This is a genomic window from Pantoea vagans, from assembly GCF_004792415.1.
Taxonomy (GTDB): Bacteria; Pseudomonadota; Gammaproteobacteria; order Enterobacterales; family Enterobacteriaceae; genus Pantoea; species Pantoea vagans.
The window spans coordinates 121,019-133,822 of the sequence record NZ_CP038854.1 but is presented as its reverse complement, the minus strand read 5'-3'; the positions used below and the strand labels follow the sequence as shown (position 1 = coordinate 133,822).

The 12,804-nt window shown below is 50.2% G+C and carries 10 protein-coding genes; 3 read left to right on the top strand and 7 right to left on the bottom strand.

What is annotated here, in order from left to right; all coding sequences use genetic code 11:
* Positions 1-59 precede the first annotated feature (59 nt).
* From EGO56_RS19495 to EGO56_RS19485, 3 genes are all read right to left on the bottom strand, one after another.
* Positions 60-1,484, bottom strand: coding sequence for an alpha,alpha-trehalose-phosphate synthase (UDP-forming) (locus tag EGO56_RS19495; protein ID WP_135910715.1), 1,425 nt, complete (start codon positions 1,482-1,484; stop codon positions 60-62).
* Positions 1,485-1,602: 118 nt separating this feature from the next.
* Positions 1,603-2,151, bottom strand: coding sequence for a GNAT family N-acetyltransferase (locus EGO56_RS19490; RefSeq protein WP_135910714.1), 549 nt, complete (start codon positions 2,149-2,151; stop codon positions 1,603-1,605).
* A 415-nt stretch (positions 2,152-2,566) separates the two neighbouring features.
* Positions 2,567-4,108, bottom strand: coding sequence for a methyl-accepting chemotaxis protein (locus EGO56_RS19485; RefSeq protein WP_238349039.1), 1,542 nt, complete (start codon positions 4,106-4,108; stop codon positions 2,567-2,569).
* A gap of 737 nt (positions 4,109-4,845) precedes the next feature.
* Between EGO56_RS19485 and EGO56_RS19480 the strand changes: the two genes are divergently transcribed.
* A complete protein-coding gene (locus EGO56_RS19480) occupies positions 4,846-5,778 on the top strand; it encodes an SMP-30/gluconolactonase/LRE family protein (RefSeq protein WP_135910712.1) in 933 nt (310 codons plus the stop codon).
* Positions 5,779-5,815: 37 nt separating this feature from the next.
* The gene (locus tag EGO56_RS19475; protein WP_135910711.1) at positions 5,816-7,171 is read left to right on the top strand and encodes an MFS transporter; all 1,356 of its coding nucleotides are present in this window, start codon (positions 5,816-5,818) and stop codon (positions 7,169-7,171) included.
* A gap of 177 nt (positions 7,172-7,348) precedes the next feature.
* Here the strand turns inward: EGO56_RS19475 and EGO56_RS19470 are convergent, their stop codons facing one another.
* The 4 genes from EGO56_RS19470 to EGO56_RS19455 form a co-directional block, all read right to left on the bottom strand.
* A complete protein-coding gene (locus tag EGO56_RS19470) occupies positions 7,349-8,032 on the bottom strand; it encodes an O-methyltransferase (RefSeq protein ID WP_135910710.1) in 684 nt (227 codons plus the stop codon).
* A gap of 185 nt (positions 8,033-8,217) precedes the next feature.
* Positions 8,218-8,955 carry a metallophosphoesterase gene (locus tag EGO56_RS19465; RefSeq protein WP_135910709.1) on the bottom strand — a complete coding sequence of 246 codons (738 nt, stop codon included), beginning with the start codon at positions 8,953-8,955 and terminating at the stop codon, positions 8,218-8,220.
* A 154-nt stretch (positions 8,956-9,109) separates the two neighbouring features.
* Positions 9,110-9,883: a nucleotidyltransferase domain-containing protein gene (locus EGO56_RS19460; RefSeq protein ID WP_135910708.1), complete on the bottom strand. Its 774-nt coding sequence runs from the start codon at positions 9,881-9,883 to the stop codon at positions 9,110-9,112.
* Between the two features lie 193 nt (positions 9,884-10,076).
* Positions 10,077-11,033 (bottom strand): D-2-hydroxyacid dehydrogenase family protein, encoded by a 957-nt coding sequence (locus tag EGO56_RS19455; protein WP_135910707.1) that lies wholly within the window; start codon positions 11,031-11,033, stop codon positions 10,077-10,079.
* A gap of 531 nt (positions 11,034-11,564) precedes the next feature.
* On the opposite strand from EGO56_RS19455, the gene EGO56_RS19450 reads away from it, so the two are divergent.
* Positions 11,565-12,728 carry an EAL domain-containing protein gene (locus tag EGO56_RS19450; protein WP_135910706.1) on the top strand — a complete coding sequence of 388 codons (1,164 nt, stop codon included), beginning with the start codon at positions 11,565-11,567 and terminating at the stop codon, positions 12,726-12,728.
* Positions 12,729-12,804 lie beyond the last annotated feature (76 nt).

Genomic DNA, 12,804 nt, shown 5'->3' with positions numbered 1-12,804 from the left:
GAGACAGGCTTTATCTTCTCCAGCACCGTCTTTTGAAAGACTTTTATCCTGACTGAAAATCAGTACCTCGCGCGGCTACTGCTCAGTCGTGGAAAAGCCGCCTGCGGCGGCAACGCTTCCGGGTCAGCAGGCACGTTGTTCAGCATCCGCAAAAATGATGCAGCCCAGTGATGGCTGTTGTGCATATGCAGGCCTTTCATCAGACGGGCATGCAGACAGCGCCGTTCGTGTAAAGGCATCTGCAGGGCGCGATGGACCGCACTGGCCATTGCATCAGGATCATAAGGATTGACGATGATGGCACCTTCCATCTGCCCGGCGGCACCGGCAAACTGCGACAGGATTAGCACCCCGGGATTTTTCGGGTCCTGCAGTGCGACGTACATTTTGGCCATCAGGCTCATGCCCGCCATGAGCGGCGTGACCAGCGCAACGCGTGAGGCACGATAGATACCGGCCTGCTCTTCCCGGCTGTAAGCGTGAGTCAGATAGTTCACCGGATACCAGTTCATGGTGCCATGCACACCATTAAGTTCTCCACATAGCGCTTCCAGAGCGTGACCGAGTTGTAACGCATCATGTGCGTGTCCGGCTGCCGGCGGCGCGAGCTGCAACAGCGTAATATTTTTCTGGTAACAATCATGCCTCCGCAGCAGCACCTCCAGCGTGCTGATTCGATAAGGCAGTCCTGAACTCTCATCAAGATGACCGCCGCTCAGCACGCTATTTTCTGGCAGACTTTCGCGGCACTGCATTTCCATAAAGGCGCAGCTGTTACTCTCACGCAGAGACTCAACATCGTCGAGGTCGATCCCGACCGGGAACACACCAACGTTGATGATCCGGCCATGAATACGAAAGCTGTGCGCTTCCAGCCGCTCCAGCCGGAATTCGCTCTCCAGCCAGACGAGGAAGTTATTCATATCCTGCACGGTCTGAAAACCAATCAGGTCACAACACAGCAGTGACTCTGTAAACCAGCGCCACTCGGGTATGGTTTCAAACATTCTTCCAGCCGGGAAAGGCTGATGCAGAAAGATGCCGACTGAATTGGGCAGGCCCTCTTCGCGGATGTAGCGGGCACAGCCCAGCAGGTGATAATCCTGAATCCAGATAACATCGTCTGGTGTGGCATTTTCGCAGATGGCCCGCGCATAGGCTTTATTAATGTTTTTGTATTCCTGAAAGCCATTGGCCGAAAAACGGGCCATGTCCGGACGCTGGTGGAAAACAGGCCAGAGCCCTTTATGAATGTAATTATGATATCCCTCATTAAGCTCGCCCGGCGTATAGGGGAAGGTCACGGTCTCATACCGATCGTGCTGCTGCACATCGCAGGGTCTTGACGCATCCTGAGAGATAACCGTGCTTTCACCATTCCAGCTAATCCAGAGGCCGCCCAGCCGGGAGAGTATCCCGTCATAAACTGCAGTAAGCGTCGAGCGTTGCGATTGATTATGAGAAACAAGGATAAGGCCTGACATGGTGTGTTCCCTGATTGAAGGCTGTGGAGAGGCGATCACGCCTGGCTGCCTGCGGCTTTTAAGCTGAGGTCGGAGGATAAACTGGAGAAAACCGCTCATGAGTGCGTGCCCTGTCCGCTTAATGCCTGCTGGCGCTTTTGGCGCAGATTGAATCATTAACCCCATCGTGCAGAGTCGTCACCCAGACCCCGGGCAGTGAGGGAAAGGCGATGAATCCGTTACGCTCAAAAAAATCCGGCACGGGTTCACCCATTGCAATAATATGGCGGCAGCCTCTGGCGCCCGGATGAGAAAGACAGCAGTGCAGCAGCCATGATCCAAGCCCGACAAAGCGATACTCCGGCGAGATAAACAGATTCCGGATTACCCAGGTTTCAGCCATATCAGTTACAACCCGGACAAAACCGATTTGTCGGCCATTACGATAAAGCCCGAAGCAGAGGCTGTTGTTGAGGGCCAGAATCAGCGCGCGGCTGTCGGGTATCGTTGTACCCAGCCATTGCGCAATCAGACGATAGTTCAGCAGAGACGGATCGGTACTGGCCTCAATGGCATCCCGGAACCACTTGCGGGGCGAAATAAGGCGAAGGCGCTGCTGCTCAGCAAGATCGGCTAATGCCGCCTCGCGGCAGCCCGGTATGGACCAGGGCTTAGTTATGCATTTCATTCACGGCTTTCCGAAAAGAGGCGCGTAAGCGCCCGGTGCCGTCAATTAAACCGGGAGGCCCGTAAAAATGGCGTAAAAAGAGGCTTATGAAGTGTAAAAACGCTGCAAAACATCTGCCGCCATGGCATCAGCGGGCGAGTACGGCGCGAAAGTCAGCGCTGGATGGTGGCGAGCTAACCGGGCACTGGCCTGCATCTGCCTCTCTCAGCAAAAGTATTGTTCAGAGAAACCTGTTTAAACGGGCATAAACAAAAGGCGCTAAAGGCTTTAAGGCAATGGCTGCTGGCAGAAATGTGTCGGGGAACATAACTCTACTTAACCCTGATCCTGAGTTCTCTGAGCGGCCCTGAATTTGCTTCCAGAGAAAAGCCCTCCGTCAGAGGGCTTTAATTAGTGTGAACTCAAATCATGACGCTTACAGACGAAAAGCATTCACTGCTTCACGTAACGAATGTGCCTGGGCTGAAAGTGACTGCGATGCCGAAGAAGATTCCTCAACCAGTGCAGCATTATTCTGCGTGACGCCATCCATCTCATTGACCGCAATACTGACCTGAGAAATGCCCTGCATCTGCTCTGCTGAGGCAAGTGAGATATTGTCCATTGCGTCGGCCAGTTTTCCGACCATAGCATTGATATCAAGGATGCTCTTGCCTGTTCCGGTTGCGACAACAACACCACTTTCGACCTGTGCTACCGCTTCTTCAATCAGATGTTTTATATCTCTGGCAGCCGTAGCGCTGCGCTGAGCAAGCGTCCTGACTTCACCGGCAACGACGGCAAAACCCCGCCCCTGTTCGCCCGCGCGAGCGGCTTCCACCGCAGCGTTAAGCGCCAGAATATTAGTCTGGAAGGCAATCCCTTCGATAACGGCAGTAATATCGCGGACTTTCACTGCACTTTTGGAAATATCATTCATCGTCTCTGACATCCGCTGCATATCGTGCTCGCCCGACCGCGCCAGGGCAGCGGTTTGGCGGGCAGAGTCCGCAGTCTGCTGCGCGCCCGCTGCATTGCTTTTTACCGTGACGGTAAGCTGTTCGATACTGGCGGCCGTTTCCTGTAACGCGGCAGCCTGCTGCTCTGTACGGGAGGATAGTTCGGTATTGCCCTGGGAAATTTCATCAGCAGCCATGGCTACCGAAGCGGAGGAGTCTTTTATATGGGAGACCAGGTTGCGCAGATTATTTTGCATACTCTCCAGGGACGCCATCATGCTGACGGTATCCCCCTGACGAAGTGTCACCGTCGTTGTCAGATCCCCTGCCGCAATCGCGGCGGCCAGGCCCTGCGCATGAGAAGGTTCGCCACCCAGCTGAACCTTGAGCCAGCGGGTAATCAGGCCACTCATCACAAACCCCAAAATGACAAACAGGGTCGTCAGAACCGCCAGCGTGACATAAACACCCGAGAGCGCCTGCGTTGAGGTTTCTGCCGTTTTACCTGTAACCCGCGCCTGATAATTCACCATGCCGTCCACTGCGATACGATATTGAGTAAGCGCAGGAATCAGTTCGCTCCGGAGCTTATCCCGGAACGCAATAGCATCTGGCGTAAACAGATTCTGCTCTGCCTGACGAAGCGGACCTGATGCTACTTCAATTTTATTGAGTTGCGTGGAAGCCTCTTCGACTTCAGCAAGATTAATTCCAGGAATGCTTTTAGCGCCGTTGATCAACTGCCGGAAATGCGCAGTGGTATTGTCATTCGTGGTCTGCAAGGCAAAAAACTGCGTTTTAACTTTTTCTTCTGTCTGGGGCTGAGTGCCTGCAGCCGCAGAGACTAAGAGAAGCGCCTGCTGAGTCAGGTTATCTTTTAGCGACTGAAGTGCCTGAAGATCGCCAAGGCGCGCGCGGGTCAATGCCTGCTGTTCGCTGGCGGTATTAAGTTTAAACCCGGCAAAACCTGTTACAAAAACGCCCGCTAAGATGACAGTGAGAAATGCTGCGGTAAGCATAACGCTTAATTTTGTTTTCCTGTTGCTCATCACTGAACACCCCGACGTCTGATTTATTAAGTAATTACCGACGTTCCGCACCTGTGGCTCGCTGGTCCCATCTCTGTTTATCGGCAGCGGGCAAGGAAATTGCAGTATTAAGCTTTTCATAACGGCCGCCAAAGCCAGACAGGCACTATTTTTTAACGTGGATACACTTCCTGACCGCGTTATCTTTCATGAAAGCGTTCATCCTGTGCGTCTCCTCTGAAGCCGCAAACAGCCCATCCTCTTTCATTTTTTTCAGTTCATTCCAACGAAATCGGACTACCGGGTAAACAGCACGCATTAACGCCTCCATCTTATTTATTACTTGCCTTTCTTCTGCCTGAGCCAGCTTTGCCTGAATTGTGAGTCACATCTTGTTTACATAACAAACAAGCTCGCAACACTAGCGTCACCATGAAAATCGCGGATATAGTAATTTCATCATGTACAACACAGTTTTATCCTGTAAAACCTGAAACGAGGCACACTATGTTTGCTGATGAAAAATCCCTGATTAATCGAAAGCTTACGCCAGGCAATGATAATTATGCTGTGCGTCCTGCAAGCTTTAAGACCCCCGGGACTCCTGAATTGGCGGACAGAGGAAGCACACATCATAGCGGTATCAGGTTATCAGACGCCCCGTTGAAACCGGGTGATCAGTCAGGAACGGATCTATGTTATGGAATAGCTAAAGAGGAAGTCATTTTATGATCACCCTGACGCCTGCAGATGTCAGGCAGACATCGATTTTTACCCGCCTGCCAGACCGTTTTCGCTTACCGGATAGCAACAATGCCTGGGCCGTCGCGAATCGCGGGGGACAGCTTACCGAATCGTTCCTTGAAGGGCCGGTCTGGCATCCTTCAGGCTGTCTGTATCTGACCGATATTCCCTATGGCCGCATATTCCGGGTTGATATGACAGGCAACTGGGCGCTCGTCGTGCAATATGACGGCGAACCTAATGGCATGAAACTCGCCGATCCGGATACGCTTTTGATTACGGATTATCGTCATGGGATCATGAAACTCTGCCTCAAAACCCACAGCGTGTCGCCGTGGCTGGCTCGCCGTAATAGCGAGAGTTTCCGTGGTGTTAACGATTTAACCACCGACAGCCAGGGGAACCTCTATTTCACCGATCAGGGGCAAACAGGGCTACACGATCCCACCGGTCGTGTTTACCGGCTGAGCCAGGATGGACGCCTGGATATGCTGCTGGATAACTGCCCCAGCCCGAATGGACTGGTTCTGTCCCCGGACGAAAAAGTACTTTACGTCGCGATGACGCGCAGCAATGCGATCTGGCGCGTACCGCTTCAGCGTGATGGTTCAGTCAGCAAAGTCAGTCAGTATTTTACCTCACACGGTCCCAGCGGTCCTGATGGACTGGCTATGAACGCCAATGGCGAGTTGCTGATTGCCAACCCAGGTCTGGGGCGCATCTGGCTGCTTAACGATCTGGCTGAGCCCGCAGAAATTCTCACCAGCCCCGCCGGGCGCTCCACGACCAACCTCTGCTTTGGTGGTGAAAGCCTGCAACAGCTTTTTATTACCGAATCGGTCAGCGGCAGCATTCTTACCTGCCCGATGAAAACACCCGGTCACCCATTGCCCTGTATTTCCACCGAATTTCTTTGAGAATAATTCTGCGTTTCTGAACGCAGCGGAGGCACCCATGAATCTGCAATCTGTAAGCGCTGACTCACCTGTTAAGACGGAAGCCGTGTCTGAACCCCGTGATGCAATGAATCAAATCGATTTTGACCAAAGTGAACGGGCGGCAGGTAAAGCGTTCCGCCGTATCCTGCCGTTTATTTTCATCTGTTATGTTGTGAGTTATCTGGATCGCACCAACGTCAGCTTCGCTGCTCTCGGCATGAATGCCGATCTGGGGATTACAGCTGAGCAGTTCGGGTTCGGGGCCGGGATGTTTTTTATCGGCTATTTCCTGTTTGAGGTGCCAAGTAACCTCATCATGCAAAAGGTGGGCGCACGTATCTGGATCGCCCGCATTATGATCTCATGGGGAATCATCTCCATGGCGACCGCCTTCGTCACCGGGCCCACAAGCTTCGCCTTTGCCCGTTTTTGTCTGGGGGTGGCCGAAGCCGGATTTACACCCGGTATCTATCTGTTCTTCACCTACTGGTTTCCCGGAACCTGGCGCGCAAAGATTACGGCAGCCTTTTTAGTGGGTATCCCTGTAGCGAATATCATCGGCGCGCCGTTATCCGGGATGTTGATGCAAATCACCGGGCATGAGCATATCCGTAACTGGCAGTGGTTGCTGGTGCTGGAAGGTTTCCCGGCGGTTATCCTGGGCATTATCTGCCTGTTCTATCTGAATGACCGTCCGGCAAAGGCAAACTGGTTAACTGATGCGGAAAAAACATTGCTGACCAGGCGACTGGAGAATGAGCAGCAGAAAATTGAGAAGGCGCACGGTTCCAGCATGCGCGATGCGCTGCGTAATCCCCTGCTTTACCTGCTGGCCTTTATTAACTTCTGCGGCATTGTCGGTTCTATCGGCGTGGGCCTCTGGATGCCGCAGATCATTAAGCAGATGGGCGTCAGTCATACCGCCACCGGTTTCCTGACCGCGTTACCTTATATCTGTGGCGCGGTCGGAATGCTGCTCTGGGCACAGCGGGCCAATGCATCCGGCAACCGCATTCGGTGGATCAGCGCGGCGCTGGTTATTGCTGCTGTTGCACTGGCGTCGAGTGCCATCGTGGATCAACCGGTCATCAAGATGATTGCGCTCTGTTTCACCGTAAGCGGCATTCTGGCTTTCCAGGCTTCATTCTGGGCGCTGCCTTCCGGTTTTCTGACAGGAAGCGCAGCCGCAGGTGGCTTAGCGATGATTGTCTCTGTCGGAAACCTGGGCGGTTTTGTCGGGCCGTCCCTTATTGGCTACATCCGGCAGTCAAGCGGCGAGTTTATGTGGGCGCTGCTGGCGGTTTCCGCCGTGTTACTGGCTGGCGCGCTTGCCGTCGCATTGGTTAAAGATCCTTATCGCAAAGGCGTGTGAAGTGAAGGCGCTCAGGCGCTTTCTAATTCTGGCGGGCTGCTATCTGGCCGGACTGGAGTGAAGAGCGAATTCTTTTAATATCATTAAACTGCATCACTAAGAATAGCGTCAGGTAAAGGCTGGTCAGGAAAGTAAATATTATGAGCTTGTGGTGACTTTGATTTTTCCGGAGACGACCTATACCGTCCTGACGATAGCTATCACGAACCCATCCCAGCCCTTTTCACCTACAGTCTGAATCGCCGTGGCATCAAGTCGCTTATCCTCAGAGATCATCTCGATAAAATTTCTCAGGCCGATGACATTTGGATCATCACTTTCAGAATCAATAATGCTGCCGCCGCGCACCGTGTTGTCACCCACAATAACGCTACCTGCACGTGATAATCTGATTACCCATTCCAGATAATGTGGATTATTCACCTTATCGGCATCGATAAAAATCAGGTCAAAGGGGCCTTTAAGAGTGGGCAGGATATCCAGTGCAGTACCCGTGTGCAGCATCACGCGTTCAGTCAGCCCGGCATTGCTTATATTCTGGCGAGCCACTTGTGCATGATGTTTATTGAACTCAATCGTTGTTACGCTTCCATGTGGCGGCAAAGCCCTGGCCATCCATAGGGTGCTGTAGGCGCCAAGCGTGCCAATTTCAAGAACGCGCACAGCGCGTGACATCTGGATGAAGATGGACAGCATTTTTCCCTGTAGAGCAGAGACATCGTGTGTCGGTAATCCGTGCTTAACGTTGTTCTGAAGAGCATTAATCAGCTCAGGTTCCTGTGGTGCGAGTTTTTCAGAAAACCAGGCATCTACCTGTGACCATTTATCTGAATCCTGCGAGGGATAATCAGGCGTTCTCATTAGTAATACTCCCCATCATAAGGACCAATGAAAGCATATACGCTTTTTGTTGCAACTGCCTGACAGCCAGAATCAGGTATGGAGCAGAAACGGGAAGTAATCAGCTTAATACGGGATAACGTTCACCGGACTGAAGATATTAAAGCTAATATTACGGGCAGCAATACCTTAGATTTATGCATTAATTATACGCAGACATGATAGCTGGTGAGAATATTACTGACGAAGCGGTGAATCATTAACGCGGGAGGATCACTTACAGGAGGAACATTTGGTGTTCCAAACCACACAGGGTTGGCAGGGCAGATAGAGCCACAGATATACGCTGGAATACCCGCGAACGTGCCTGCTATAGGTCGGTGAACATGCCCGGAACAGACAGCCAGCACGCTTTGAGGATTACGTCTGATGAAATCTTCCAACTTGTCCCCGCCTCTGCAGATCGTTTCATCAAGTGTGGGAATACCTGATTCAACTACGTGATGATGCATAAACAGCAATGCTGGGGCGGCGTCAGCATTGTTGAATTGTTTATGCAACCATTCGAGACGGTCCGAAACGCTACCATGCTTCTGTGCATGTACCGTTGAATCCAGGCCGATTAAACGCAGATCTCCAGCATGATGCGAGAAGTGCATCGCTTCAACAGGACAGTCGTACGCCCATTTGTTATTACCCCACACCGAACGCATTAAGCTGCGATCATCTGAATTGCCCGGCAGTACGAAGGAAGGATAACTCTGCTGATCAAGAAGCGCTGCAATCTTTGTGTAACCTTCCCGCCAGTATCCATCTGTCAGATCACCAGTTAGCACCAGTACGTCAGGTTTCAGGTGGGTGAGCCACGTCAAAACCCGGTCAAACCGGCATAAGTGATCATTATCTGAAGAAGCATGAATATCTGAAATCTGCGCTATTAGCATACATCCCTTAATGATTGAATGCCGAAAAAACTCAACGTGAAACTAATTTCAGAGACAATATCAGCATTTGATTATGAATAAATCGAAGATGTTTTTCCTAATTAAAGCAGACAACCGGACATAATTAAAGTCCGTAAAGCTGGCTGACAAAATTTCAGGATTTATAGTGATGAGACTCGACATCAAGCCAGCGGGCAAAGGCCATAAGCCGCTTTTCGAATACAGCTACGCTTCCTGAGGGTTGATGGCACATCTCAATTAAGTAATCCATCTCCTTTGAAAAACCCGGATACCGTGCATTAAATCTGGAGGAATATTCATCGAGTGTGTCGGGCCAATCCTTCTCCCCTTCTTTTCGAAGGATATTAGTTGCCCTGACAATTTTTCGCGCAGCCGAGCGCTGAAGTTGCAGCTTTTTATGTGTATCAGAAGAGGTATTGATTTGACTAAGCAGACTGTCCACAACCTGCAAAAAATCACCGTTCACGGCTAAGGCAATAGCTTTTGAAGGTTTAAAGGCTTGAAAGCAGCGGCTTAGATCCTCGCCATAAACGCAGTGGCAGTGATGTTTAAGCCAGTATCCCCAACTGAGTAAATTCTCAGGATCGAGCACCTCTTCCAAATGACCATAATCAAAATCAATTTTGCTGATAACTGGATTAGCTTTTTCAAGCATTGACTGAACAGTAGCAAGTTGCTCTTTATCAGCCTGATTGGTCTCATACCTGAGAATGATCGTCATATCCAGATCAGATCTACCAACCTTCGCCCTGCTTTCAGCCACACTCCCATAAACGTATAAACTATGTATAAGCTCAGGAAAGCAGAGAGTGAGCTTTGCGACCACAGATTTAATCAACTGCAAAAATTCAGGCTGTATTTGCATGCGTTTTGGCAAAGAGATTAGGGCATTATCATCGACGGCCATTTTTACTCCATTATGCTAAGATTATTTTGCAGACAATAAGCATTTTGAGCATGACACTTTTGTACACAATACTATATGCGTGGTCGCCCCCTTCGCTCTGATTAACTGTATCTGCTTGAATTAGAAGCAAAATTAATCTGGCACTGAGCGACTAAATAGTCTGACAGCTTGCAAATTTATCTCCCTAAAAGCTTCAGCCATTAATCACATGCGACCTGTCACCGCTAAAATAACGCACAACATTATCAAATGCCGCTCTGAAATAGAGCGCATAGCTGGCCTTCTCCACATATCCCAGATGTGGTGTACACAGCACATTCGGCATCTGCAGGTAAGGATGCCGGGTGTTGTAGATCGGTTCCTCTTCATAAACATCCAGTGCCGCAAATCCAGGCCGCCCCTGTGTCAGGGCATTGTGCAACGCGCCGTCATAAACCAGTTCAGCCCGGCTGGTATTCACGAATAACGCATCAGTTTTCATCAGCGCGAGATCGGCTGGCGTGATGTTGCCTTGCGTCGCAGCCACCAGCCGCTGGTGCACGGTTAACACATCGCTCGTGGCGAAAAATTGCTCACGGCTTTCGGGAACCGTCCATCCGTCTGCTCGTGCCTCTTCCTGCGCACGAAGACTTCCCCATACCTGTACCTGCATGCCAAAAACGGCGGCATAGGAAGCAAGACGTTTACCAATTTTTCCATAGCCCAGAATGCCGATGACCTGATTGTGAACCGCAGAGCCGATTTCTGTTTGCCAGTGCCCTTCGGCCATTGCATTGACCGACGAGACAAATTTTCGGCGGGAGGCCATGATCAACAGCCAGGTTAACTCTGCAGGGGCAACGGGAGAGCCACTCCCTTCCACAATGGCGACACCGGCTCGCGTGCAGGCATCAATATCGACATTTCTCGCCAGCTTACCCGTCTGACTGATCAATTTAAGATGTGGCGTGCGTTGCAGAAACGCCTCGTCAATGACAGTCCTTTCGCGGATAAGTATTAATGCTTCAGCCGATGACAGCTTTTCATCTGCCATCGGGTCCCTGCTGAGATCGCCCAGTGCAGCGCAGTGAAAGTTGTTATTACCGTGGAGAAAGTCCAGTTTTTGAGTGGCAAACTGATAATCATCCGGGATGACGATATGAATGGTCATTAAGAAACCTCATTATTTGACAGTTGTGCACACATTGAAACTTCAATGATTAAAACCTTTATCTGTTTTACGATTTTGGAACTCATTACCTTTGCTAATATTCACTGTCAGCCTGCATCGTTATTTACCCTGTTTCTGATCAAAACCATTACAGTTAACTTTTTCCCACCAGATCCTTATTCATCTGCTATATGCTAAGCGACCATTTTGAATGCGGGTCAATACTGCATCGATGTCATGCTATTACGATGTAATGAAAAGTAACTCCAGGCCGATAACGATAGTGAGTAAGTAGTCTTACTCGCCAGCATAAGATATGAACACACAGCGAATGTAATAAAATATTGCCGAATTAAACAGTAAGCCAGCATTGAGATAACCCGTCATATGAAACTGGTTATCATAATGATTATGCTGAAAAAAAGATTAAACCTGTATGCGACTGTCGACAGAGTTCGCTGAGTTTATAAAGCCTGAGTTGCAGATAAATTATCGTTAACAGGCTGAAAATTATGTATTTACGGGAATGAAATGAAACCTGGTGTCAAGAATGATGAAACGCGCGAACTTTTGCAGCAGCGTATTAAGCTGGGCGAGTTTCACCCGTTTTTTCAGCCTATAGTTTCTCTTGAAGATTTGCGTGTGATGGGATTTGAGATGCTCGCGCGGCACATATCCCCGGAGGGTATCGTTACGCCTCCAGCAGACTTCATTCCGGCTATGGAGCGAAGTGGTCTGCTTGACGAGCTGATGCTCAGCCTTATGGCGGAAGGTTTCAAAGTTGCTGCCACATGGCCAGAACAGCAGTTTTTATCAATGAACGTTTCTCCTTCACAGCTTGATGGCAGGTATCTTACTGAAATTATAAGGAATACAGCCAGTGAATCTCAGTTCGATCTGGCAAGGCTGAAGATTGAGATTACTGAAACAGCCCTGTTAAATGATATCAATACCGCCCGGACAGAGATTGAAGCCCTGTCGGCTATGGGCTGTACTATTGCAATGGATGATTTTGGAACAGGCTATTCCAGCCTTGCCTGGCTGATTCAATTACCGGTTAACACGCTTAAAATTGACAGCAGTTTTATTCGCTCCATGCTGCACAAAAAAGACAGCCGCAAAATCATCTCCAGCGTCGCCGGTCTGGGCCGGAGCCTTGATATGGATGTGATCGCGGAGGGCGTAGAAACCGAAGAACAGGCTGAAATGTTAAGGGGGATAGGTTGCCTCTATGCGCAGGGCTATTTGTTCGGAAAACCGGTCTCAGGAGCGGAAAGCTGCCGGATGCTTAATGCAGTACCGGATAAAGGATCTCTGCGGCGGGTTGCGCGTCTTTCTCTCGATCAGCGAGCACATCAGATTTCATCCATGTATGCGATTCCCGGCACGTCCATTTGCTTTCTTAATCCGGAATTAGTGATTGTTGATGCCAGCGACACGTTTGCCGAACGGGTCGGCTGGGCTCCGCAGGATCTTATCCATAAATATATTTATGAAGTTATTCCGTCACAGGCGGAAAAACTACTCTGGCTGCAGGAATTCCGCTTGAAAGGACTCCCTTATCCACCTTATGAGGTTGTGCTGCCCGACGGGTCGTCCGATCTGGTCATGGTGACCCGGGTGGAAGATGAGGCCAAGGATTTACTGGGCTTTTGTGTATTTGGTGTGAAGATGAGCGATCGCAAACGTCATTAAGCTGAACGTTTTGCAGAGTGATAACAATCAATAAGGATCAGCATTGCAGATTGCGATGTGCACATCTGAGCTGCGC